The organism is Puia sp. (genome assembly GCF_035546395.1).
GTDB lineage: Bacteria > Bacteroidota > Bacteroidia > Chitinophagales > Chitinophagaceae > Puia.
Map to the genome: position 1 here is coordinate 993,388 of NZ_DASZXR010000019.1, position 24,270 is coordinate 1,017,657.

25 protein-coding genes, 1 tRNA gene and 1 pseudogene are annotated in these 24,270 nt (G+C 52.2%); 16 read left to right on the top strand and 11 right to left on the bottom strand.

Features of this window, described 5'->3' with window-relative positions; translation table 11 throughout:
• Window positions 1-13 precede the first annotated feature (13 nt).
• The 3 genes from VHE34_RS30425 to VHE34_RS30435 all read right to left on the bottom strand — a co-directional run bounded on the left by VHE34_RS30425 (window position 14) and on the right by VHE34_RS30435 (window position 2,552).
• Complete coding sequence (locus VHE34_RS30425) at window positions 14-841, bottom strand: AraC family transcriptional regulator (protein WP_325595241.1); 828 nt, start codon at window positions 839-841, stop codon at window positions 14-16.
• 20 nt (window positions 842-861) lie between these two features.
• Window positions 862-1,902 (bottom strand): aldehyde reductase, encoded by a 1,041-nt coding sequence (locus tag VHE34_RS30430; RefSeq protein ID WP_325595244.1) that lies wholly within the window; start codon window positions 1,900-1,902, stop codon window positions 862-864.
• A 233-nt stretch (window positions 1,903-2,135) separates the two neighbouring features.
• Window positions 2,136-2,552 (bottom strand): response regulator, encoded by a 417-nt coding sequence (locus VHE34_RS30435; protein ID WP_325595246.1) that lies wholly within the window; start codon window positions 2,550-2,552, stop codon window positions 2,136-2,138.
• A gap of 247 nt (window positions 2,553-2,799) precedes the next feature.
• Here VHE34_RS30435 and VHE34_RS31260 point away from each other — a divergent pair.
• The 4 genes and pseudogenes from VHE34_RS31260 to VHE34_RS30450 form a co-directional block, all read left to right on the top strand.
• Window positions 2,800-2,943 (top strand): annotated as a pseudogene (locus VHE34_RS31260) (AraC family ligand binding domain-containing protein); the annotation flags it as partial.
• Between the two features lie 228 nt (window positions 2,944-3,171).
• Window positions 3,172-3,588 (top strand): AraC family transcriptional regulator, encoded by a 417-nt coding sequence (locus tag VHE34_RS30440; RefSeq protein ID WP_325595248.1) that lies wholly within the window; start codon window positions 3,172-3,174, stop codon window positions 3,586-3,588.
• Window positions 3,589-4,075: 487 nt separating this feature from the next.
• Complete coding sequence (locus VHE34_RS30445; protein WP_325595250.1) at window positions 4,076-4,222, top strand: hypothetical protein; 147 nt, start codon at window positions 4,076-4,078, stop codon at window positions 4,220-4,222.
• A gap of 204 nt (window positions 4,223-4,426) precedes the next feature.
• A complete protein-coding gene (locus VHE34_RS30450) occupies window positions 4,427-4,771 on the top strand; it encodes a hypothetical protein (RefSeq protein ID WP_325595252.1) in 345 nt (114 codons plus the stop codon).
• A 93-nt stretch (window positions 4,772-4,864) separates the two neighbouring features.
• Here VHE34_RS30450 and VHE34_RS30455 read toward each other — a convergent pair whose 3' ends face one another.
• Window positions 4,865-5,737, bottom strand: coding sequence for a LysR substrate-binding domain-containing protein (locus tag VHE34_RS30455; RefSeq protein WP_325595254.1), 873 nt, complete (start codon window positions 5,735-5,737; stop codon window positions 4,865-4,867).
• Window positions 5,738-5,859: 122 nt separating this feature from the next.
• Here VHE34_RS30455 and VHE34_RS30460 point away from each other — a divergent pair, with 122 nt between their 5' ends.
• From VHE34_RS30460 to VHE34_RS30470, 4 genes are all read left to right on the top strand, one after another.
• The gene (locus VHE34_RS30460) at window positions 5,860-6,417 is read left to right on the top strand and encodes a hypothetical protein (protein ID WP_325595256.1); all 558 of its coding nucleotides are present in this window, start codon (window positions 5,860-5,862) and stop codon (window positions 6,415-6,417) included.
• A 358-nt stretch (window positions 6,418-6,775) separates the two neighbouring features.
• Window positions 6,776-7,129 (top strand): nucleotidyltransferase domain-containing protein, encoded by a 354-nt coding sequence (locus tag VHE34_RS31265; protein WP_333783485.1) that lies wholly within the window; start codon window positions 6,776-6,778, stop codon window positions 7,127-7,129.
• Window positions 7,093-7,287, top strand: a complete 195-nt coding sequence (locus VHE34_RS30465) for a hypothetical protein (RefSeq protein ID WP_325595258.1) — start codon at window positions 7,093-7,095, stop codon at window positions 7,285-7,287. The genes VHE34_RS31265 and VHE34_RS30465 overlap by 37 nt, the downstream gene beginning before the upstream one ends.
• 75 nt (window positions 7,288-7,362) lie before the next feature.
• Complete coding sequence (locus tag VHE34_RS30470) at window positions 7,363-8,484, top strand: ATP-binding protein (protein WP_325595260.1); 1,122 nt, start codon at window positions 7,363-7,365, stop codon at window positions 8,482-8,484.
• A 20-nt stretch (window positions 8,485-8,504) separates the two neighbouring features.
• Here the strand turns inward: VHE34_RS30470 and VHE34_RS30475 are convergent, their stop codons facing one another.
• On the bottom strand, window positions 8,505-8,657 hold the full coding sequence (locus tag VHE34_RS30475; RefSeq protein WP_325595262.1) for a hypothetical protein: 153 nt from the start codon (window positions 8,655-8,657) through the stop codon (window positions 8,505-8,507).
• A 30-nt stretch (window positions 8,658-8,687) separates the two neighbouring features.
• Here VHE34_RS30475 and VHE34_RS31270 point away from each other — a divergent pair, with 30 nt between their 5' ends.
• Both VHE34_RS31270 and VHE34_RS30480 read left to right on the top strand, forming a co-directional pair.
• Window positions 8,688-8,891, top strand: a complete 204-nt coding sequence (locus VHE34_RS31270) for a type II toxin-antitoxin system HigB family toxin (RefSeq protein WP_414709930.1) — start codon at window positions 8,688-8,690, stop codon at window positions 8,889-8,891.
• Window position 8,892: 1 nt separating this feature from the next.
• Entirely contained in the window at window positions 8,893-9,249 is a 357-nt protein-coding gene (locus VHE34_RS30480; RefSeq protein WP_325595264.1) for a helix-turn-helix domain-containing protein, read from the top strand.
• 55 nt (window positions 9,250-9,304) lie between these two features.
• Here VHE34_RS30480 and VHE34_RS30485 read toward each other — a convergent pair whose 3' ends face one another.
• From VHE34_RS30485 to surE, 4 genes are all read right to left on the bottom strand, one after another.
• Window positions 9,305-10,456, bottom strand: coding sequence for a serine hydrolase domain-containing protein (locus VHE34_RS30485; protein WP_325595266.1), 1,152 nt, complete (start codon window positions 10,454-10,456; stop codon window positions 9,305-9,307).
• Between the two features lie 353 nt (window positions 10,457-10,809).
• A tRNA-Gln gene (locus VHE34_RS30490) sits at window positions 10,810-10,880 on the bottom strand.
• A 147-nt stretch (window positions 10,881-11,027) separates the two neighbouring features.
• Window positions 11,028-11,333: a hypothetical protein gene (locus tag VHE34_RS30495; protein WP_325595268.1), complete on the bottom strand. Its 306-nt coding sequence runs from the start codon at window positions 11,331-11,333 to the stop codon at window positions 11,028-11,030.
• Window positions 11,321-12,343, bottom strand: a complete 1,023-nt coding sequence (gene surE, locus VHE34_RS30500; RefSeq protein WP_325595270.1) for a 5'/3'-nucleotidase SurE — start codon at window positions 12,341-12,343, stop codon at window positions 11,321-11,323. Before surE ends, VHE34_RS30495 begins: the two co-directional genes overlap by 13 nt.
• Window positions 12,344-12,599: 256 nt before the next feature.
• On the opposite strand from surE, the gene atpG reads away from it, so the two are divergent.
• Genes atpG through VHE34_RS30525 form a run of 5 tightly spaced genes read left to right on the top strand, consistent with a single transcriptional unit; the run spans window position 12,600 to window position 17,888 of the window.
• On the top strand, window positions 12,600-13,481 hold the full coding sequence (atpG, locus tag VHE34_RS30505; RefSeq protein WP_325595272.1) for an ATP synthase F1 subunit gamma: 882 nt from the start codon (window positions 12,600-12,602) through the stop codon (window positions 13,479-13,481).
• Between the two features lie 39 nt (window positions 13,482-13,520).
• On the top strand, window positions 13,521-14,456 hold the full coding sequence (gene scpB, locus VHE34_RS30510) for an SMC-Scp complex subunit ScpB (RefSeq protein WP_325595274.1): 936 nt from the start codon (window positions 13,521-13,523) through the stop codon (window positions 14,454-14,456).
• A gap of 13 nt (window positions 14,457-14,469) precedes the next feature.
• A complete protein-coding gene (lysA, locus tag VHE34_RS30515; RefSeq protein WP_325595276.1) occupies window positions 14,470-15,714 on the top strand; it encodes a diaminopimelate decarboxylase in 1,245 nt (414 codons plus the stop codon).
• Window positions 15,715-15,767: 53 nt separating this feature from the next.
• Window positions 15,768-17,402, top strand: a complete 1,635-nt coding sequence (locus VHE34_RS30520) for a C1 family peptidase (protein WP_325595278.1) — start codon at window positions 15,768-15,770, stop codon at window positions 17,400-17,402.
• Window positions 17,403-17,405: 3 nt separating this feature from the next.
• Window positions 17,406-17,888, top strand: a complete 483-nt coding sequence (locus VHE34_RS30525; protein WP_325595280.1) for a DUF4442 domain-containing protein — start codon at window positions 17,406-17,408, stop codon at window positions 17,886-17,888.
• Here the strand turns inward: VHE34_RS30525 and VHE34_RS30530 are convergent.
• Both VHE34_RS30530 and VHE34_RS30535 read right to left on the bottom strand, forming a co-directional pair.
• The gene (locus tag VHE34_RS30530; RefSeq protein ID WP_325595282.1) at window positions 17,878-19,422 is read right to left on the bottom strand and encodes a hypothetical protein; all 1,545 of its coding nucleotides are present in this window, start codon (window positions 19,420-19,422) and stop codon (window positions 17,878-17,880) included. The two genes, VHE34_RS30525 and VHE34_RS30530, sit on opposite strands and share 11 nt — an antisense overlap.
• Window positions 19,423-19,576: 154 nt before the next feature.
• The gene (locus VHE34_RS30535; RefSeq protein ID WP_325595284.1) at window positions 19,577-22,654 is read right to left on the bottom strand and encodes a T9SS type A sorting domain-containing protein; all 3,078 of its coding nucleotides are present in this window, start codon (window positions 22,652-22,654) and stop codon (window positions 19,577-19,579) included.
• 191 nt (window positions 22,655-22,845) lie between these two features.
• Here VHE34_RS30535 and VHE34_RS30540 point away from each other — a divergent pair, with 191 nt between their 5' ends.
• Window positions 22,846-24,249, top strand: a complete 1,404-nt coding sequence (locus VHE34_RS30540) for an MBL fold metallo-hydrolase (protein ID WP_325595286.1) — start codon at window positions 22,846-22,848, stop codon at window positions 24,247-24,249.
• Window positions 24,250-24,270: the final 21 nt, after the last annotated feature.

The following is a 24,270-nucleotide window of genomic DNA, read 5'->3' on the forward strand; positions in this document are numbered from 1 at the left end:
GCGGCATTAGAAACTACACCGGGCGGTTGTTATACGGCTGCCGTGCGTCCGAAGGACTATATCCAAACTCCTTTTTAAAGGCAAAGGAAAAATGGGAAAGATTTTCGAAACCGACGTCTAAATACACGTCGGACGGTTTCCTTTTCTTTTCAAAGATTTCGTAATGGGCCAACTGTAACCTTTTGTGGGTAAGCCATTTACCAGGCGAACTGTTAAACGCCTTTTCAAAATCCTTTTTAAAGGTGGTAAGGCTCCGACCAGTGAGATGGCCGAACTTCTCCAGGGAAAGATTAAACATATAATGTTTTTCCATAAACTCTACCAGGTCAACCTTTCCCGGCTCCTTAAAATAGCCGAGCAAAAGATCGGCATTCTTATCGATCGCGCGTAGGACGCGGATGGTTTCTTCGATTTTGACTGCGGCAATATCGGCAGGCAAAACATCAGCCAGCTTGAAGTAAGGAAGGAGTGAATTAAAAAGGCTTTCCAACAATGGATGATCGCGAAAGAAAAGCGGCTCCGGCGAATAATACGACGGCTGATCGAGCGGGTGCTTATTATAAAAGTCCTTGAGAATATCCTGCCGCAGAAGAATGGAAATGACAAGACAGGGCTGCCCATTCATCGGTAGCTTGCTCACCCTACCCAATTGGTTACGAGGCAAAAGGACAGTATCACCCTTGAAAAAATTATACTGTCGATCAGCCGCCGCAACACGCATTTGTCCCGACATGATGTGCACCAGGGCATGCTGTGGAAGCATCAATTCCCGGCTGTAATGCGCTTCCTTTTTGCAGGATATGAATATTTCGGCGATGTTCGCCCGCTCGGGCGTCTTCATGGCCATAAAATTAGTGCAAATTATTTGATCAGTTCGAGACGAACAAGGCTCTCTGCGGCCGCTATTATTGCCTCCTCTGTCGGGCGCGGCGACCACCCAAGCATACTGACCGCTTTTTCATTAGTAGTGTTCATGACAAGGCCGAGCAGTGGGACCATTGATTTGACGGTTGGGTCCCGCAGACCCGCGATTCGTAGTAAGAAATTCGGCAACTCTTTTACCGGGACCTTTGCCGCCGCTTTGCCCATCGCCCGCTTCAGGATCCTAGCTACCTCGATCAACCAGATGCTTTCGCCGGCTGTAGCAATGAAGCGTTCGCCGTTCGCTACGGGATTCGTCATTGCCCGTAGATGGAGATCAGCTACATCTCGAACATCGACGAAGGCGGAGTTGATCTTCGGACAGCCAGGCATCGTGCCTTCAAGTAAGTTGCGAATCAGATAAATGGAATGCGAATAGTCCGGACCCAGCACCGGTCCCATAACGGTAACCGGGTTGACCACGGACAACTCGGGCCCTCCCTCTTTTTTTACGAACTCCCAGGCGGCTCGCTCAGCGAGCGTCTTCGATTTTTGATACGGCGGTACTTTGCCGGTTGTCACTGTCCAATCCTTTTCTGTAAAAGGAGTGGTGCGGGGCGGATGACCGTAAACGACGGCGCCGAAGGCGGATGTCAGTACTACCCGCCGTACGCCGCTCCCACGGGATGCGCGGAGTACCCGCACTACTCCTTCGCGTGCAGGAATGATCATTTCGTCTTCATGCTTGTAGGCTTTCAGCGGGGTTGGGGAGGCTGCGTGCAATACATAAGAGCAACCTTCAGTGGCTTCATTCCAATGTGTGTCTGAGTTCAGGTCCGCTGTGATAAATGATAACCGATGCCCGGCCTCGACGCCGCCTTTTCTCATCATGGCTCGTACTTCTGGCTCCCGGTCCAGTGATCGGATGGTTGTCCTAACCCGGTAGCCGGCATTCAACAGCTGAAGGATGCAATGTACGGCGATAAAACCGGAGCCACCCGTCACAAGTACCAGTTGGTCAGTATTCGAATTTGTTGTCATCAGGTTATTTTGATGAAGACAAATATCGGCACCCAGCTTATTCGCCGCTTTGTTTTAAAGGCGCAAATCGCTTTGTTTTAAAGGCGCCGCCATCCTGGTTCATCGCAGAGTGCATGGTTAAATGAGTAACACTTTTTCAGCGGCGGGATGGACAACACTGTTGTAAGAATAAAGAGCTCTTTTGGAGCTCTTTATTGGATACTGGACGGTTCACAGGGAGGATTGCGTCTTCTTCATCGAGCGCCGATTTGCGTCAACAGTTGGTCAAGTTTTCCTACAGTCAAAGGTTTAGGGATCAAGCCCTCGAAACCTGGCTTTTCATACAGACGTTGGATTTTAAAATTTTCGTTGGTTGATGATAATACGAATATTACATATTTCTCCCTGATCGATTTTTGAAATTGGTTGAATTCATCAAGGAATTCGATTCCATCCATATCCGGCATTTCCAGGTCAGTAAGTATAATACCGCGCCTGCCTGTTTTCTTTCCCTGTACATCGTTCTCCGTTCGGAGGTATTGGAGAGCGAATTTGGGGGACGAGAAAATACGGATCTGCTTTCTTGGAATTCGATCGCTGACCATCCTTTTCGCCATCGCCAGCGAAAATGGATCGTCGTCGATGATGAGTGCTTCCAAATTTCTATGCATGGGTATTGATTTAATCTTTAGGTTAGTACTGAGCACCATCGCCTCTTGGAACAAAGGTATTTCCGCAATACAGAAATCGATATCATGGAATACACATGGTATAGGACAAATCGAACAATTTCTCTACCTTTAACACATGTCTCAAAGAGAGATGCCGATATATGACATTGCAGATTTCAAGTATCTGGGGTCGGAGAGTGATTTTTATGCTAATACTTTCGCCGAGCATCTTCTTCAGCACGATCATATGGTTCTGGCGCCCCATCGGCATGGCTTTTACTTAAGTGTATTATTCACGAAGGGTAGTGGAATTCACGAAGTGGATTTTCAATCATTCAATATCCGGCCAGGATACATTTTTCTATTGTCACCTGGCCAGGTACATCATTGGAAGGTGTCGGAAGATATAGACGGCTATATTATTTTCCATAAAAAGGAGTTCTTCGATCTAAATTTCACTTATGAAAGAATTGAGCACTTCCCGTTCTTTGGAAATAGTCAAAATGCACCACTCATACAACTCGGGAAGGAACAGGCAGTTTCTTTGACAGTTCAGTTCCGATTTATCGTTGAGGAGTATAAGAGCAAATACCTGATGCATTTCCAAAAGATATGTTCGATGCTCAACGTACTTTACATAGACCTCGCCCGCATCTATCTGCCGGAGAAGAGAGCAAATAAACATCGCGAGCTGCAGCTGGCTCATATTCGAAGGTTAAACGCGCTGATCGACGACAATTTCAAGGATATAAAGTCGCCGGCAAGCTATGCGAAGAAAATGTTCATGAGTGAAAAGAACCTAAATCTGATTTGTAAGGTCATCATGAATAAGACCGTATCAATAGTCATTACTGAAAGGGTCGTATTGGAGGCCAAACGAATGCTCATCCACACGAACATGAATATCATTCAAATATCCCTCGACCTCGGCTACACGGATAATTCCTATTTCAGCCGTATTTTCAAGAAGACAACCAGGGAAACCCCTTTAGAGTTCCGGGAACACTACCGGAGAAAGCGACAGAAAGACGACTGACTGAGTCGAATCACGCCGTTAAAACATACCCAAACTACCACGCCCGGTTGGCACCGGGCTCGTTTTGTTTTCGTGTCCGTTCACCCGAGCGGAGCTCGGTTTAGTACCACAAAAACAAAACCGCTCAGCGAAGCTGAGCGGTCACTTGTTGCCCAGAGTGGACGTTTCTCGAACCAATCCCTGGTGGATTTGACCTGTCTAATATCGATATATAGAGCGGATATTTTCCACCTTGACCGGCATACGCTTGCTATTACAGTGACCTGCTCCGCCCGCCCGGTGTCGCTGCTGATTAAAGAGTATTTTTCGTAAATTAGAGCGAAAATTTGCTTTAATGAACACGATAAATATTGAAAATAAGGAATACGTGGTACTTCCCAGGAAGGAATATGAAGACCTTCGGACAAAGTCAGCCGTCAAGGCAGTCGGAGCCAAAAAAGCTATCCCTTGCCGATGGCAAGAAGTTGGCCCACAAACTCATTGATAAATGGGCAAAAGGAAAGTAACGATTCTTGAACCTGCTATTGAAGAAGTTGCCCGCATAGCACTGTTTATTGAAGGCGAAGGATTACCCAAAACTGCAAAGAAATTCGTTGATGACGCTTTCGCCTTTTTCGCTTCTCTCCTCCGATGACCGCATTATTCATCGTCCTTGTAAGCATCCTCCTGCTTGGAAAGCGCTAAATCTCAGGTGCATCAATTATCGCAAAAAATATGTTGTGTCCTATCTTGATAACAAGAGTGAAATAATTGTTTGTGAATTCGCTTTGCAAAAGAACTTGAAGTAGTCAACAGAGGGCCAGTTCCGATGATCCCAGAGTGGGCCGTCAAATCAGCAATGTGGTCCTGGTTTTGCCAGGAGCATTTTTTTGTTTACCCGCATTGCGCGATCAGCGAACAGATCGAGGCGGCTAACATGGAAGTAACGAGAGTCCGGAAACTGCTGTTGAAAGAAGAAATAGACGCCCAGCATTTCCGGGAGATCAAGCGGGAAAATGAGAAAAAGATCGAAATGCTGGAAGTGCGCCTAATTGAGGCTTCGAGGGTATCCACCAATATAGAGCCGTTGCTGGGAAAGGCCGTTTCCAATTTGGTCCACCTGGACGAATTGTACAAAGAAGGAGATGTAAAGCGGAAGCGGGTCATCATTGGTTCGATTTTTCCCGAAAAACTCGTTTTTTGACGGTTTCCGTTATCGGATCAAACGACATTCTGGAGATTAATCCCGACCCATAGTATCAAGTCATCCTCTCCGTTCGGCGCGCAGGAAGGATATTCATGATTTGTTGAAAATAATTTCACTCAAAGCAACCAACGATTTTTTCCGATAAACGCCCAGGGGGAGAGTAATCGTCGCCTGTCTTTGCATGTCTGTACCTTCTAGCGGTATTGCTCTTAATGATGGAAAATTAAAAAGTGAGCTACTCATCAGTACTGTGCTCCAATGGCCGGTGTCCGCCAGATGCAGCAACGTATTGATATCATTGACCTCAATTGCACCTGGCAAATTCATTCCCTCCCTCGAAAGGGCCACCTCGAGATGGTTCCTTACACTATAGCTTCTTGCCGGTAGCGCCAATTGAATCCTGGCTAACTGTCGCAAGGTGATTTTTCTTCGCTTAGCCAATTCGTTCGATTGGTGAACCACCAGCGAAAGCGCAGCGCTAAAAAGCGGCTTTATTTCTAAACTCTCGCTTGATTGTACAGGCATGAATGAGAGCATGCAGTCAATTTTAGCCGTGTAGATGCATTCAAGCAGATATTCAGTCGAGCCAAATATGATTTGGATACTGACGTCTGGGTAACGAAGGCTGAATACAGCGATGGCCTCCACCAAAACCGCCGTGAGGCCATAAGTTGCTCCGATAGTAAGGTTTCCGGTCTTCAGATCAACAAGATCCTTCAGGACCTGCCTCCCCTCATCAGCCTCCCGGAGCGTCTTTCGTGCATGTGAGAGGAACATGTTGCCGGCTTCGGTAAGTCTTACACGTTTACCCAGTCTGTCGAATAAAGAAACACAAAGGTTGTCTTCCAGTTGCTTGATCTGTTGGGAAAGCGTGCTTTGGCTGACGTATAGTTCAGCGGCAGCGTTGGTAAAGTTGAGCAGTTCGGCAGCACGGATAAAATATCTCAATTGTCGTAATTCCATATCAATTCTTTAAACAAATCTAAAGTTTATAAATCGAAATAATCGATATAGAACATCGAAAAAATGAGTTTAATAGATTTAGAAATAATTGCCAGCTTTGTAGCAACAATAACAAAAAGATTATGGAAATCAAACAAACGAAAGAAAATGCATTGTCTGCTTCAACTGTAAGTGCAATTATCAATGCCCCCTTTGAAAGGATAAATATTGCGGACTGGTTACTTAACCTTCCGGATGCCGAATACCAGCGTTGCTCTGTGCACCATATCGCCGCCGGCAATACAACAACGTATGATGGAGAGCCGATGTCTATCAACGTAGAGACTATAGGCGACGCACTGGTAGTCCAACATTACGTGGCAACGGAACATCGTCCCGATTATTGCAGGATGTTGTCCCTGTCGGACACACTCACGGCCAGTGGCCGGTCCAGGGTACAGGTTCTATGGGAGCTGAAAGTTGAACCCATAGATGAAAAAACTACACGATATACTAACACTATTCATGCAACTGCTACCCCCGAATTCCTGAATTTCATTGCTGCGCATGGAATAAGCATTGCCCAGGCTGCTAAAGCCAGACAAGAAGCGTCGGACGCCCACAACCGGGAGGAAACACCGAACTTTGCAAAGAGTATTGAAAATAAAGCTTTGTTCGGGAAATATAATCTGCCCTTTTAGTTGCCTCATTTTACTTTTGATACCCTCCACTTCTTGCCCGACCTGGATTATCCCGCCCACTCGTCCCTCGTGGGACGGCCTGATCCACCCCGCTTTGCATTACCCAAACAACCACGCCCGGCCACAGCCGGGCTCGTTTTGTTTTCGTGTCCGTTCACCCGAGCGGAGCTCGGTTCACTACCACAAAACAAAACCGCTCAGCGGAGCTGAGCGGTTGATTTGTTGCCCGGACTGGACGTTTCTCGAACCGGTTCCTGGCCGATTTGAGAATGGTCGTCGGGCTAAGCGCCTGATTTTCTCTTATTTAAGACCGAAACTTTCAGGTTGGGTAGGCCCAATTTGTTAAACAAGGGGTCCTATCTCCCGCTTGGGTTTGTTTGGCTCTTACGCGCGTGGAGAAGCCACCGAGAACAGTGATATTGACGTAGCCGTCGAATTCAACGGTTCAATGGGGCTTAATTTCGTAGCAATGGCCAATGAGATCGAAGACCTATTCGGAACAAAGGTGGTGTTCCAAAACGATCGATCAAACCCATTTACCTCTCTTCGGTCGAAAAGGACATTTTATATGTCTAAATGCACTCCATCGATTGTTGTAGGTGATATCCTACGATTTATCGAGCACATCGAGACATACACCGGCAATCTTTCTTTCGATGAATTTTCCATAATTTCATGGTCATCGAAGCCTGTTTGTATGACATTCAAGTAATCGGGGAGGCTGTCAATCAGCTTGCCGAAGATGTGAAAGTTCACCTGCGGATTGCCTTTGCTAGTTTGTTGTTTAACAATCGACAAACCGTGGAGGGGGCGTTAGTCTGGACGGCTAGCAACAGCGGCAAACGTTGGCCAGGCTGGACGAATATGTAAATTAGGCTGCTAAAATAGCCTAATTTACGTAAATTGCGCTAGTCTAATGACCTAATTAACATGAATATTCCTCGTTTGCTTGAAAAGAAGATCGAATCCGAGCTGGGTAAGCAGAAGGTCATCATGCTGTACGGAACCCGGCGAACTGGTAAAACAACCATCATTGAGCACATCGCTGCACGCCATGGTAGTGATGTACTATCGCTCCAAGGGGAAGATATGCAGGTCGCCAGCCTGTTACAGCAAAGGACAGTAGCTAATTATAGCCAATTGACAAGAGGAAAGAAGATTGTAATTATTGATGAGGCCCAGGTTATTCCGGAAATAGGCAAAATCCTGAAATTGATGATCGATAATGTTAAGGGTATTACGATTATTGCCACGGGTAGTAGTAGTTTCGACCTGGTATACCACACTGGAGAGCCGTTGGTCGGCCGTAATATCGTGCATTATCTGTATCCTATTGCTCAAACTGAACTGTCTACTATAGAAGACGGAATGACTACCATCAGGAACCTTGAACAGCGCTTGATTTACGGAGGATATCCCGAATTGTGGCAACTTCCCGATCAACAGGACCAGGAGAATTATTTAAAACAAATGGTGAATAGCTATTTGCTAAAGGATCTGTTGATATTGGAAAACGTAAAAGGAGCAGAGGTCCTGTACAAACTGCTGCAAATGCTGGCATGGCAGGTAGGTAGCCAGGTGAGTACAACCGAACTGGGAAACAGTCTTCAACTGAACAAGGCTACAGTGGAGCGCTATCTTGATCTGCTTTCCAAGGTATTTATTATTTTCCCGTTGTCGGGTTATAGCAATAATCTTCGCAAGGAAGTAACGAAGAGCAAGAAATGGTATTTTTATGATAATGGTATTCGCAATGCATTGATCAACAATTTTAGCTCGCTTCAAAACAGGAACGATATCGGGCAATTATGGGAACAATATATTTTAAGCGAACGGATGAAGTTCAATAGTTATCGCGGTTATCATCCCCAATATTTCTTTTGGCGAACCTACGACGGACAGGAAATTGACCTGATTGAATTAGATAATAAGCAGCATTTACAGGCCCTTGAATGTAAGTGGCAAAATCAGAATGCCAAGCCTCCCGCAGCTTTCGCTAAAGCTTACCCGGATGCAAAGTTTGCAACTATCCATCAGAGCAACTATCTGGAATGGATTGTTGGATGAATAGATTGTAATTGTCCCACTCAAAGAAATACCCCTCGCAACGCGAGGGGGCACTTGGGATGGACAACGATATTTTTAATGCCGAGCTTGCAGAGATCCTCGTGGGTGCTCGTTCCGTTGAAGCCGGCTTCGTAGGTCGAGTAATATTCTCCTCCCGGAAATTTACGTTGCAATTGGTTCAGTAAGGCCGCCGGTGACGGGGGTTGAGTAATGGGAATGCAAGTTTCGTTGCGAATAACCGGGTTATATTCAATATAAAAGGGAATGATTTCAGGCTGGTGACTTCTGTCAATTTTCGGCAATTGGCGGCTTACGTGATCTGGTTCGGGACCCACAAAGAATACGATAAGATAGATACTTCAAAAATTAATTTTGATATCGAAATATTGAACTTCAAAAGCAAATGATATGGACTGGAAAGTGATAAAAACCAAGGCTGAATACAATAAGGCGCTCAAACGCACAATGGCCATATTTCAAGCAGAGCCCGGGACGTCAGAATCTGACGAACTCGAATTATTGCTTGTCCTGATAAAAGATTATGAAGACAAGCATATCGTTTTACCAGAGGTCGATCCCATTGATGCTATCAAATTAAAGATGGAAGAAAGAGGTCTCAAAGCAAAGGACCTGGAACCCTTGATAGGATCTAAAGGTCACGTGTCATCTATCCTCTCGGGACGAAGGGAATTGACATTGAAAATGGCTCAGAAGCTAAAGGATTATTTTCAATTGCCAGCAGATATATTCATGCACACGGCGTAAAGTGTTCGATTTTCTTTTACTTGCCTGCTCAAAAGTAAAATTCAAGGAAGTGGCTTCATCTTGAATTGCTTTTTGACAACTTGTAAAGCAGTTTCCTGCTACCTAATGTGAGATTAGTTTCGCCCCTATTATAGTTACGCAGCAAAATGACCGCATAAATATTATGCTGTTCTATAGTAAACTGCGCATTGAATCCCGGAGCGATGCCCTCGTGCCCTTCAAATTTCAACTCTTTATGCTGTGCCGACATAAGACCCAAACCATAACGCGTGCCACCCGGACCAGGAACTTGCATTTCCCGAAGGCTTTCTGGCTTAAGCAATGGAGTCTTTCCCATCAGTGCTATTACAAATTTTGCCAGATCAACGGAAGTCGAGTAAATTCCGCCAGAAGGCGTTGTGTAACCGCCAAGGGTGCTGTCTAAAATCCCCTGGAATGAAGGGGTGTTGTTTAGTTGTTCTCTTACATTCTCGTCGAAATTAACAATACCATCGGCCACTTTAGCCTTCCTGTTTTCGGGTATCGAGAAAAAAGTATTATCCATGTGTAGCGGCGTAAATATCCTTTGTTGAACCATTTGCAAATATGGGACACCTGACGCACGTTGGAGGGCTAGCGCAAGCAAGGAATACCCTATGTTAGAATACTGATAACGGACTCCGGGTGCATTAGCGAACGACGTATAGGGTATACAGGATAATACTTTACTTTCCCATTGGTCAACCGGCCCCAAACCCGCGCCAGGCAAATCCGGCTCCCGTTTCAACCCTGAAGTATGGGATGCCAACTCATGCAAAGTGATAATTGTCTGATCTGAATAACCTTTAAGGGATCTTATTTCTGGCAAATATTTTTCGACAGGGTCATCAAGCTTGACCTTTCCCTCCTCAACAAGCTGCATTAGAATAGCAGCTGTAAACGTCTTGGAAATAGATCCGATACGATAAATAGTGTTCGTGTCTGCGGCAATATCCTTATCCCCGGTTGCATAGCCAAACGCACCCGCCCAAATCACCGCACTGTCCTTTATTATCGCCGCGGACATACTGCCATGAAGGTTGTCTTTCTTTATATCGATACTTAGGCATTTACCAAATTCGGCGATTATACTGGAGTCCCTGGAAGTCTCTTGACCAATGCAATATTGGTAAGGCGCCATTAAGGCATAAATAAACATAAATTCGAAGGATAAGGTCTTCTTCTTCATGAGGCTAATATAAATCATTCTAAGAAGCCGTCGACCATCCAGGATTCGAACATGTAAGTTTATGGCAATAAAATACTTAAGAAATTAAAGTGATTGGCTCCTGGATGTATCGAACTAAAAAACCCGCTGTCAGAGCGGGTTTTGAAGAGTGGAGTTAAAATTGTTGCCCGACCTGGATTATCCCGCCCACTCGTCCCTCGTGGGACGGCCTGATCCACCCCGCATTTGCATTACCCAAACAACCACGCCCGGCCACAGCCGGGCTCGTTTTGTTTTCGTGTCCGTTCACCCAAGCGGAGCTCGGTTCACTACCACAAAACAAAACCGCTCAGCGGAGCTGAGCGGTTGATTTGTTGCCCGACCTGGATTCGAACCAAGACAAACAGAACCAAAATCTGTCGTACTACCATTATACTATCGGGCAATCCGTCCAAAATGCCAGCCAGTGGAAGCCCGGCCCGCAAAAAGGAGTGCAAAAATAAGCTTTGACCCCAAACCCTCCAAAATAATTTAAGGGAAGATCCCGCAAAACCGCAAGGAATCAATAAGAAAGGAAGCGGCAACCCAACAATCAAATAAACTTGAACAACAACGCAATGATCGCATAGATCAACGTCGCCGCAAAAACCCCCTTCGCCGTCTTATCCCGATGCGAATTGATATACACCGTAAAAAGCACAATATTCAAAACCAGGCACGGCACCGAGATCGCCGTGATCTGCGTCTTATTGGATTGAATAAAATTCAAAAAATCCCTGACCGTATAAAGCGGATAGAATTTGACAAAATAATACACGACCAGGCTCAGCAAAGGCGCAACAAGCCCTAGGATCAACCCAAGCCGGAGATTGTCTTTTTTGAATATCACGATTTCCACGTTTTTTCGAGTTTGCTCTTAAGAACGTAATTCGTCATGTCAAATTGTACGGGCACCACGCTGACATAATTGTGTTCCAACGCCCATACATCCGTATCCCTTCCCCGGTCAAAATTTACAAATTTGCCCGTTAACCAATAGTATTTTCTCTTGTTCGGGTCATTGCGCTCCACAAAATCCTCCTCATATTTCGCATAAGCCTGCCGGCACACCCTGATGCCTTTGATCAGGTTCTCCGGCACAGCAGGGAAATTCACATTGAGGATCAGGTGCTTATCCATCGGCTGCGAGAGTACCTGCTCCACGATGATCCGCACATACTTCCGCGCGGGGCCAAAATCGGCCTCGACACTGTAATCCAGCAGGCTAAAGCCTATCGAAGGGATGCTTTCGATGGCCGCTTCCACCGCCGCCGACATGGTCCCGGAATAGATGACGTTGATGGAATGGTTCGCCCCATGGTTGATCCCGCTCAGGCAGAGATCGGGCTTGCGACGCAATACCTTGTCCACGGCCAGCTTCACACAGTCCACCGGCGTTCCGCTACACGACCAGGCCTCGACGCCTTCGAAGATATGATGCATGGGTTGAAGCCGTAGTGGGTTGCCGATCGTAATAGCATGACCCATGCCCGACTGGGGTTTATCCGGCGCAACAACGACAACCTTCCCCAGTCCACGAACTGCCTCCACCAGGTTGCGGATGCCCGGCGCCATGATCCCGTCGTCATTGGTCACCAATATCGTCGGCAGCCGCTTCCCGCCGATCTTGCCGGCTTTTCCACTGGTTATCATTGCTTTGGCGGCAGGCGAAGCCTCCACGGCCACATCGTTCTTTCCCGTTTCGCGAATGACCCCCGTAGCACCCGTCTTCTCGGTTCGTGCCACCCTCGCTGTCACGTCTGTCGTCTTGATTATTCCCGTCGCACCCGTCTTACCGGGCTTCTTGGTGGCAGCAGTCTTTCCGTTGACTTTCCTTGCTCTCTTCTCGTTAGTTGTCTTCTTTTCCATAGATAATTTAATAATACAGCCCCGTGGCCAGGTCTCCCGGCAAATTCGCCAGCCGAAGCCGCGGGTACACCACCGGGCAAACCCCGGTCCGCAAAAATCAGCATTATTTCGGAATTTTCCCCCGTTTTCCCCCCATCGCCGGGATTTCTCGCACCTTTGCGCTATTTTTGCACCCATTTTGTGAGCAGGCGAACCCCGCTTCCGCAGACCGCGAAGCCCCGCCGCACACCAAAATCAAAAAATACGCTTCGCGACTATGGCAGGACAACTAAAAGAGGTACGCAACCGGATCAAATCCATCCAGAACACGCAACAGATCACAAAAGCCATGAAAATGGTCAGCGCAGCCAAGCTCCGCCGCGCCCAGGATGCCATCCTTCAAATGCGCCCCTACGCCCAGAAGCTGCAGGAACTTCTCAGCAACATCGTCAGCAACAGCGAAGGCGATCTGGGTATGAAGCTCGCCGTCCAACGCCCCGTCGAAAAAGTACTCATCTTCGTCATCACCAGCGACCGCGGTCTGGCAGGCGCATACAACTCCAATGTGATCAAGCTCGCCAAGATCACCGCCCGCGAGAAATATGCCGCCCAGCTCGCCAAGGGCAATGTCACTTTCTGGAGCATCGGCAAGAAAGGGTACGAACATTTCGCCAAGAACAACTTCAACGTCACCGATACCTATAAGGATATCTTTTTGAACCTCACCTTCGACCAGGTACAGGCAGCGGCACAGGCGGCCGTCAGGGCCTTCGAAAAAGGCGAATTCGACGCCGTCGACATCGTCTATAGCCAGTTCCGCAACGCCGCGACCCAGAGCTTCGTCGTCGAACAATTCCTCCCCATCCCCAAGGTGGAGAGGAAACCCGGCGCCGCCAACGTCGATTTCATCTTCGAACCCAGCAAGGAAGAGCTGGTCACCGAGCTCATGCCGAAGATCCTCAACACCCAACTGTACAAAGCCGTGCTGGATGCCTGGGCCTCCGAGCATGGCGCCCGCATGACGGCCATGGACAAGGCGAGTGACAACGCCAACGAACTGCTCAAGGCGCTTCGACTGTCCTACAACCGGGCCCGTCAGGCCGCCATCACGACCGAGCTCACCGAGATCGTGTCCGGCGCCGCGGCGCTCCAGGGGTAAACAGCCAGGCCCATCGGGCAAAGGCGGAAAACTTAACATATGGAAATCGGAAACATCATCCCGCATATCGAGGCGCTTATCTTCGCAAGCGACAAACCGCTCACCTCCATGGAGATCACCGAGCTGATCAACAACGCCTTCGGATTCATGGAAGAGAAGCTCACGCTCGAGCAGATCCAGACCTCTATCGATGGCATCATCGAGAAATATGCATCCGAATTCTATCCCTTCGAAGTCCGCGAAAGCGGCGGCGGCTGGCAGTTCCTCACAAAGAAGGACTATCATAAGACGGTCGCCCAGCTCAACGGCGAAAAGTTCCTAAAACGTCTGTCCAGCGCCGCGCTCGAGACCCTCGCTATCATTGCCTACAAACAACCGATCACCAAGGGCGAGATCGAAGCCATCCGCGGCGTCAGCAGTGATTACAGCATTCAGAAGTTGCTCGAAAAGGAGTTGATCGTCATCTCCGGCCGCAACGAAAATATGCCCGGCAAACCCCTGGTCTATTCCACGTCGAAAACCTTCATGGATTACTTCGGGATCAACTCTCCCGCCGATCTGCCCAAGCTCAAGGAGGTCTTCGCCGAAGTGCTCGTCGAGCCGACCACTATCACCCACAGCCCCGATGACATCGCCCCGCTCCAACCCAATACGGCGGGAGACGAAGGGGAAGGGGAAGCTTCTCCCCTCCACGTCTCTGAACAAGGCGAACTGCAGGAAGTTGACGGCGGGATTCCCCCGTATTCCGACGCCGGCGAAAGCCTCGCCCCGGAATACCCCGTTGCCCCTCGATCCGGGGAAGCGGATGAGCAACCCGACGAAACCGACGATAACAACGAACTGGCTGAGGCCGAACAGGCCGAAGCCCAAATAGAATCCGAGGCCGAAGGCCCCGCCGAAACCGAAGGCGAATCTGACGAAGAGGGAGATGGCGAAGCCGTCGACCCGGAAAGCCCTGACGAAGCCCATCCCTAAAAAACCGATCGCAATGTCCCAGCAAGAAACTCAACTCTCCCCCGAATACCTCATCACCCTCGGCCAGCAATTCGGAACCCCGTTGTACGTCTACCACGCCGAAAAGATAAAGGAACAGTACGCCAAACTCACAACCGCCTTCCGCGGCACCAACACCGTCTTCTTCTACGCCTGCAAGGCCCTCACAAACGTAAACATCTTACGATACATCTACAGCATCGGCGCCAACGTCGACTGCAGCTCGATCAACGAGGTCAAGCTCGCCCTCCACGCCGGCTTTCCGCCGCAACGCATCCTATACACCTCCAACGGCATCGGCTTTGACGAGATCGTCGAAGCCCAGGCCCTCGGGGTGATCATCAATATCGACAGTCTCAGCAACCTGGAAAAGTTCGGCCAGAAGTTCGGTCACAGCTACCCGGTAGGCGTCCGCCTTCGCCCCAATATCATGGCGGGCGGCAATCTCAAGATCAGCACCGGTCACGATAAAAGCAAATTTGGCATCCCGGTAGACCAAACGGATAAGATCCTCGCCCTCGTCGGAAAATATGGCCTCCGCATCGCCGACCTCCATATTCATACCGGCTCCGAGATCAAAGACGTCGACGTCTTCGTAAAAGGCATCGAGATCCTTTTCGATCTCATCCCGAAATTCAAGGAATTACAGTTCATCGACCTCGGCGGCGGCTTCAAAGTGCCCTACAAGGAACACGACGGCGAAACCAACATCACCGAGCTGGCCCAAAAGGTCGAGCAGGCGTTCGCCAACCACGCCTCCGTCAACGGATCGCCGGTAAACGGCTCCGGCGGCCGCCCCCTCCAGGTCTGGTTCGAACCCGGCAAGTTCCTCGTCAGCGAATGCGGGTATTTCATTACAAAGGTCAACGTGATGAAGGACACCGACGCCGCCACCTTCGTCAGCGTCGACAGCGGGTTCAATCATCTCATCCGCCCCATGTTCTACGACGCCTATCATCGCATCGAAAACATCAGTAACCCAACGGGAGCGCCAAAGCGCTATTCCGTCGTCGGCAATATCTGCGAGACCGACACCTTCGCCTGGGATCGCACCATCAATGAGGTCCGCGAAGGCGATTATCTCGTGTTTTACAACGCCGGCGCCTATGGCTTCGAAATGAGCTCCAACTTCAACTCCCGCTACAAGCCCGCCGAGGTCCTCGTAAAGGAGGGCGCCGCCCACCTTATCCGCCGTCGCGACACCTTCGAAGATCTGCTCCGCAATCAAATAGAACTTTAATGTAACGTCATCCCCGCAATCTTTCTATATTTATAGTACTAAACTGTAACGCCATGCCTATCCGAATGGTTGACGACCCAAACGACCCGCAAGACAACAGTGGTGAAGACTCCGGTGGTGGCAGGGGCGGCGGTTGGGGCGGGGGAGGAGGAGACAACGGTATCCTCGGCCTCATCTTCATGCTCCTCGGTCTCTTCCGCGGCCGCGGCCTCATCCTCCTCCTGGCCATCCTCGCCGGCGGCTACTTCCTTCTCGGCCGCGGCGGATGCCGCAATATCATCGGTGGCAACCCCGGCGACAACAACCAACCCAATACAAGTCAGTCGCTGTTCAGAGGCGGCTTCCTCGATCCCAAACAATTTGAAAAAGCAAACATCTACGAGTCCCTCGACTCGACAAAAGATCCGCTCCCCGAAGCCGCCAACCTCCAACGCTACGCCCCCCATGTCGGCAACCAGGGCCACCAGGGCAGCTGCGTAGCCTGGTCCAGCGCCTATGCCGCCCGCACCATCGCCGAAGCCGCCCGCAGCGGCGCCGATCCCAACAGCCTTCGCTTCAGCCCGTCATTCCTCTACAACCAAATCGGCCTCGACAACTGCGACGGCAGCTATATCGAACGCGCCATGGAATTCATGACCCGCTCCGGCTCCGTCCCCTACGATCAATTCCCCTATGACGATCGCGATTGCTCAAAACAGCCCGACCAGAATCTCATGCAGGAAGCCCAGCAATACAAGATGCGCGGCTTCAACCGCCTCACCCCCGGCGACCGAAACAATGTGATCGATCTTCATGCCATTAAAGAAAACATCTCCCAGGGCGCCCCCGTCGTCATCGGCATGCAGGTCGGCGGCACCTACATGCAGGATATGATGGGCAAAGATGTCTGGCAACCCACCGGCGAAGATCGCAGCCTCGCCGGCTTCGGCGGCCACGCCCAATGCGTCGTCGCCTATGACGACAGGAAATACGGCGGCGCCTTCCTCATCATGAACAGCTGGGGACCCGAATGGGGAAACAATGGCTTCGCATGGGTGAGATACCCGGACTTCAGATATTTCGTGAAGGAGGCCTACGGCATAGAACCCATGGCGAAGACAGGCGCCGCAGCCAACGAACCCTTCGCCTGTGAGATCGGCCTCGTCGAAATTCACTACGAAGGCAACAAGACAGTCCCAGGGGAATACATCCCGCTGCAGGTGAAAAACAACAACGTCTTCGAAACCATCTCCCCCGTCAAAATGGGCACCCGCTTCAAGATGGAGGTCCGGAACAGCACCGAATGTTATGTCTATGTCTTTGGTAAGGAGACCGACGGCACCAGCTACACACTCTTTCCCTATCCCGTAAAGGACAATCCGCAAAAGACAAAATACTCTCCCTTCTGCGGCATCACGGGCTACCGCCTCTTCCCAAAAGGACAGAGCATGATGCCCGATAGTATCGGAACCCGCGACCAGATGGCCGTTGTCGTCAGCAAGCAGCCCCTGAACTGGTATGCCCTCAACAACGAGATCAGCCGCAACCCACAGCAGGATTACGGCGCCCGTCTCAACGCCGCCCTGGCCAGCCAGCTCGTAAAAAATGTCCAGTTCAAATCCTCCGCCAAGGGCAACATGCAGTTCACCGTCAGCGGGGACAAGGACAACGCCGTCGTCGCCACCATTGTCGAGATCAGCAAACATTAACCCATGGCCAGCTTCCTCAACCTCATCCGCAGCCCCCTGAAAGTAAAACTCTTCCTCCTGGCCAACCTCCCCAGCGCCTTCTTCGCCGGTCTGAGGATCCCCGAGGCCGATGAGCAACACTGCGTCGTCACCGTCCCCTATCGCTGGTTCACAAAGAACCCCTTCCGATCGACGTATTTCGCCTGTCTCAGCATGGCCGCCGAAATGAGCACCGGCGTCCTCGCCATGGCAGGTGTTTACAAACGCACGCCAAAAGTCTCCATGCTCGTCGTCCATGCCGAAGCATCCTACTTCAAAAAGGCCACCGGCACCACCAGCTTCCTCTGCGCCGACGGCGCCGCGATAAAGTCCGCCGTCGAAAAAGCTATCGCCACCGGCGAGCCCACCACCATCAAAGTCCGCTCGGTCGGCACGAACGCCAAAAACGAACCCATAGCAGAATTTTTTATCACCTGGTCCTTCAAAGCGAAAAGCCTCAATCCCTGACAAAGGACATCGTCCGTGCGACTCCCGTCATGCTGGCGGCACGCAAATAATAAAGACCCTTACCCAACCGGGCCACATCCAGCGACGTACTACTGGCGCCCTTGCTCAGCCGGACCGTCGCCGACCAGAGAACCCGGCCCGTCACATCCGTGATCGTCAGGAAAAGGGACTCGCCATTGTTCAACGAGGAATAGAGATTAAGATTTCCACCGGTAACAACCGATGGCCGCAATTCCAGCACATCCGCGCCGCTGTCCCCCGCTACCTCGGCCAGGGAACTATACACGACCGACCCATCGGTATTCAAGGCTTTTACCCGGTATTGGAGGGCGCCGCCGCCGGCTCCGGCGTCTACGAAATGAAAGTCGTTCGTACCCGTCTCACCCACAACGGCGCCGATATCCACAAACCCAACCCCTGCCGCCGCACGTTGCACCGTAAAAGCGGCCGCGGCGGCAGCATTCTCCGCCGTCCACTTGAGCTTCACTAGCGACGGTCCCTGGCGTCCGGCCGTAAAGGTGGTTATCGCCAAAGGCAAGGCCACCGCTACTCCAATCTGCGCAAAAGAGGCGCTGGAAGACGCACACCCGCCCGCGTTCTTTACAACAACGCGATACCGGTTGGAATAGATGGCGCTCGTAACACTGAGAATGTTCAGAATGCTCGCCGTCTGACCGGTATAAGCCGAATTTCCAACGGAGATATTGGAGAAGCCCCCGGCTCCGACGGCTACCTGCCACTGGTAGGTAAAGGGTCCCGTTCCGGCCGTGATGGTCGCCGGGATGCTGGCGCTTTGCCCAACGGCGGCCGATACTGTTCCCGCCGCCGGTAAAGTAAACACCGCCAACGTCGGCACCCGTTGCGTGAACACGCCGCCCGTGACCGTGCATCCCGCCCCGTCGCTCGCGATCGGTCGGTATTGATATCCGTCGACAGCCGTCGTCAGCGGATTGATCGTCAGCGCGCCGGTAGCTCCCCCGGAATAGGTGACGCCCGTGGGATCGGCCCCGTTCACGATATCGGACCAGCTCGCGCCGGAGTTGCTGCTCACCTGCCATTGAAAGTTTCCACCCGTGGCCGGTATCGCCCCAAGGGTAGCACTCGTACCCGGGCAGTTCATCAACGGAGTGTTATCCAGGCTGACGTCCGGGCCCACGTTTAAAGTGGCCGCGCGCGAAGTGGCGGCAAAAGCGCCGTTGACAAAAACAAGCGCCTGGTACTTGTTACCGTTCATCGTTGACGGTGCGCGGGTGATCGTCAGCATGCCGCTGGTCGTGCCGGTATAGACGCCATTTGCGGGATTGGCTCCCGTCGTCGTGCCCTCCAGCAGGTTGTTCCAGCTGATGCCGCCATCCGTGCTTTCCTGCCATTGGTAGGTGAGGGCGCCGCTTGCCGTGGCCGACACGGCGAAGGAGACATTGCTGCCGGTACAGATCCGGGTATCGGCCGGCAGAGCGCCATTCAGACTGGCCTGCGCCCGGCCCGTGATGGCCAATATTAGCACCAGGCAACTGGTAAGCGTAAAGTTTTTCATGGGTTCGATTGTTGGGTTTAAGAAGCGATAAACTTACAAAAACTCCGCCGCGGATTTTCCCCTCCCCCCTTCGAAATATACCCTTATCCGCGTCTAAGGAAAAAAAGCCGTATCCCTCGTAGGAATACGGCTCAAAAAACGCAAAAGGAAGAAACTATTTCACCAGCAGTAGCTTGATGGAATAAACCTTGTCCGCGGTACGGATAATACAGAAATGAGTGCCGGAAGAAAGCGCGGCGGCTCCCACAGTCACTTTATAATCCTGGTTGGCGTTCGCCCGCCCGTTGAAAAGAATCCGCTCCTTATAACCGGAAAGACTATACAGCTCTACGGAAACGGCGGTGCTTTCCGGCGCCACAAACTCTACGGACACCGTCGACCGGAACGGATTGGGATAAGCCTTGTAGGCAAAACCCGTTACTGAGTCGACCAGCGCGTCGGTGAGGACAGCCATCCTCGACGCAGTTGACCCGGACGAGAAGGCGTTCGATCCCGAACAGCCGGTATTGTTTCGGATCACTGTGGTCGTAGCCTGCGAGCTGCAACCATTGCCATCATTGGTCACCACGATGGTATAGATTCCCGGCGCAGTCACCACCGCGGAGGAACCGGCAATGAAATTGTTATCCGGGGTTACCCACGTGAAGTCCACTCCCGGAGTGGTCGAGCTGCTGCTAAGCGTCACACTCGTCGTGTTACAGTTCAACGGCCCGTTGTTGGAAGCCGTCACACCCGCAGGCGTAACAGTGTCCGCCAGCACGGTCGTCCCGGTCGAGGCGGAACAGCCGTTCGCGGGGTTGGTGACCAACAGCGTGTAAGCCCCCGGCAATTCCGTTTCAGCGATCGCCGTATTGGCCGTATAACCATTTGGCCCGGTCCAGCTGAAACTGGCGCCCGGCGTCGTCGAGCTCCCCTGTAGATCGATCGTGGGGGTGAAGCAACTGATGATATCGCTCGCGCTGGCCGCTAAGCCAACCGGGACATTCACATTTTTGGTCACCGTCCCCGACAACAGCGTGGTACAGCCATTGGTCGGGTCTGTCACCGTTACCGTGTAGACACCGGCCGCGGTCACCGGGACGGTCTGCCCGGTCCCGCTGAACCCGTTCGAACTGCTCCAGCCATAAGTCACGCCCGGGGTGACCGATCCGCCGGTAAGCGATACGCTCGGATGGGTACAGGTGATCTGTGCCGTGGCTGGATCTGCCGTGGTCGTCACACCCTGCGGCGGAGTGGTGTTTTGCGTCACCGTGGAAGACACGCTCGCCGAACACCCGTTGGCGGGATTGGTTGCGGTCAGCGTATAAACGCCGGCAGCGGTGGCCGTCGCAGTAGTAGAAGTGGACAACGGACCGCCCGGGCCGCTCCAGTTATAGCTCACGCCCGGGGTCGAAGACCCGGCAGTGAAGACGACGTTGGAACTGGTACAGGTCAGCTGCATCGACACCGGGACGGCGGTGGTGGTCAGCTGCTGTGGCGTCACCGTGTCCAATGCCACCAGCGCGGTATCCGTGGCCGTACAACCCCCTGCCGTCACCGTTAGGGTATAGATGCCCGCAGCACCGGCGGTGGGATTCTGAACGGTCGAACTGAATCCCCCAGGCCCGGTCCAGCTAAACGTGGCCCCCGTCGCGATCGTGCTGCCGGTAAGGGTGACCGAGGAATTGGAACAGGTCAGCTCCCCGCCGGCACTCGCAACGGCATTGACGAGCACAGGCGTTCCCGTAAGCTTGACATTGTCGAAATAATACCGTTCTGTCGGGTCTGAATTGTCCGTATTGATAATGATCTGCAATGTATGACCATTCAATACCGGGGAGGTCACCGTAGTGGAAGCCGTCCCCGTCGTGCTGCTGCCGATGCCCGCCGAATCCGCATACACCAGTACCGCCGGGCCGCCGTCAAGTTTGTAATACACACTCACATAGTCGGCGTTCTCGAAGAAGTCGCCGCTGGAGGCCGTTTCGCTTCGCAGGTCCACCGAGAAGGCCGTGTTGGTCTGTCTCGAGATATCGATCACGGCGGAGGTCCATACGCCCAGGGTCTGCCCGCTGAAGGAGGTCTTGAATTCGTTGTTCTGCACGGAGTACGTACCGGTACCGCTGGTCGCCGAGGTCCAGGCCGTGGCTCCATTGTCCGATGTCGTACCGTTGGCGAGGGTGAAATCCTCCAGCCAGAACACCGCCGGCGCGGCCGCGCCGGTAGTGACGGTAACGGTCTGAGTGGCCGTACACCCCGTCGCAGGATTGGTCACCGTCACCGTATAGGCGCCGGGTGTATTCACCGTGGGACTGGCCGAAGCAGAAGTAAAGCCGTTGGGCCCGGTCCAGCCGAACACGGCTCCCGCCACCGACGAACCGGCGCTGATCGTTGCACTGGTGCCACAGGCCAGCGCGGCCCCCGTCGCGGTTACATCGGGTGCGCTGTTGTTCGCGACCACGGTATAGGTGGCCGTTCCCGTACCCGCGGAATTGGTGCCGGTTACCGTATAGGTCCCGGCGGTACTCACGGTCACACTTTGGGAAGAAGAAGAAAAACCATTGGGCCCGCTCCAACTGTACGTCGTCGTCCCCGTCGCGGTCGTGCCCGCCGACAGGATGAGGGAGGTGTTGTTGCAGGTCAGCCCAAGGGAGCTCGATGGGGTGATCGTCACCGGTATCGACGTTACCGTACATGGACCCGCCTCCTTGAACACATCGTACTGTTCGATATAATAGTCCGAATTGCCGGCGGTGGTGTTCTTCAACCGGATGACGATCTGAACTTTTTTGCCCGTCATCTGTGGCGACGTGACCAGGGGCGTCCCGAAGTTCCCGGTATAGGTGGCGATCAGCGTCTCCGGCCCGCCGTCAAGGATATAGGACACCTTCACATATTCACTGCTGGTCAGCGTCCCCTCGGAAGATATCTTCGCATCCACCTGGATGCCCGTGTAGCCGGAGATGTCGAACACCTGCGAGTACCAAACACCTTCCCCGCCCAGGGTCTGCGCCTTGATGCGATGCGATTTGATCGAAAAATAGACGGCGCCCGGGACCTTTGACGCATCCAGGTACCATCCCACGGAACTGGGGTCCGAGGTTGCTCCATTTACGTCATAGCTCGTATTGAAGGTCTCAGCGATGATGGGACAGGCCGGTGTAAAATAGAGCCGGTTACCGACTTTGCGCGGCGGCGCTGCGGACAACGCGCCGGCGAAAAAGCAGAAGAGAAGAAGTAAACGAATGTTCATATGTATTGGTTTGGTTCGTGGGGGTTGTTATGCCGGTCATGGCTGCGCATACAAAGCAGCCAAAGTACTTGTTTTGTGCGGCTGCGGAAATAAGAGCAAATTGAGTAGTAAAAAGAATGGGCGTTTTATAAACGGATTTTCCCTCCTTTATAAACGCATTTTACCTACATTTACCCCGATAATCAAACGATATGAAGATCGCTTTCCACGGCGCCGCCCGTACCGTCACCGGCTCAAAACACCTCCTCACACTCAATAGTGGTAAGAAATACCTGCTCGACTGCGGAATGTTCCAGGGACTCGGCAGTCAGACGGACGTTCTTAACCGCAACTGGGGCTTCAATCCCGCGGAGGTAAGCGCACTCATCCTTTCGCACGCCCATATCGATCACAGCGGGCTCATCCCAAAGCTCGTCAAGGATGGCTTTACAGGAAAGATCTACTGTACCCCCGCCACCCGCGAACTCACCGCCGTTCTGTTGGAGGACAGCGCCGGGATACAGGAAGACGAAATAAGATACATCAATAAGAAAAGAAAGGCCGAAGGCGAACCCTATATTCAGCCGCTGTACAACGAGGAGGATGCCAAACGCACCGTCGATCATTTCGTCACTGTCGAATACGATTCCTGGTTCGCCGTCGATGAGTATGTCAGCGTCCTCTACACCGATGCCGGCCATATCATCGGCAGCGCCGCTGTCAGCCTGAAGATCAGGGAAGATGGCAAAGAAACCCATCTTACCTTCAGCGGCGATGTCGGCCGCTATAAGGATGTCATCCTCCGGAGTCCCGCGGTCTTCCCCCAGGCCGACTATGTCCTGCTCGAGTCCACGTACGGCAACAGCCTCCACGATCCCGTCGAAACCACCCCCGATATGTTGCTCAGATGGATCGTCCAGACCTGTCTTAAGAAGAAGGGCAAGCTCATCATCCCCGCGTTCAGCGTCGGCCGCACCCAGGAGTTGTTGTACGCACTCAACACCCTCGAGGAGCAACGGCGGCTTCCGCCGCTCGACTACTACGTCGATAGCCCGCTCAGCGTTGCCGCCACCGAGATCGTCAAGCATTATCCGCAATATTTCAACAAGCAGATACAGAAGGTACTCGAGACCGACAACGATCCCTTCGCCTTCCACGGCCTGAAATACATCAAGACCGTCGAAGAGTCCAAACTCCTCAACTTCCGCGACGAACCCTTCGTCGTCATCTCCGCCAGCGGCATGGCCGATGCCGGTCGCGTCAAGCACCACATCAAGAACAACATCGGCAACAGCCGCAACACCATCCTCCTCGTCGGCTATTGCGAACCCCATTCCCTCGGCGGCCGCCTCATCGCCGGCGCCAAGGAAGTCAACATCTTCGGCGTTCACCACGAAGTCCACGCCGAGGTCGGTAGCATCCGCAGCATGAGCGCCCACGGCGACTACGAAGATCTCAGCCAGTTCCTCGCCTGCCAGGACCCCAAACAGGTCAGGACCCTGTTTATCGTTCATGGCGAATACGACGTGCAGCAAGCCTTCCAGGCCCGCCTCCTCAAAAAAGGCTTCGCCGACGTCTGCATCCCAGAGCTCCGCTCCGAGCACGGCCTCGCCTAACCGCCACCTGATGGCGGCCGC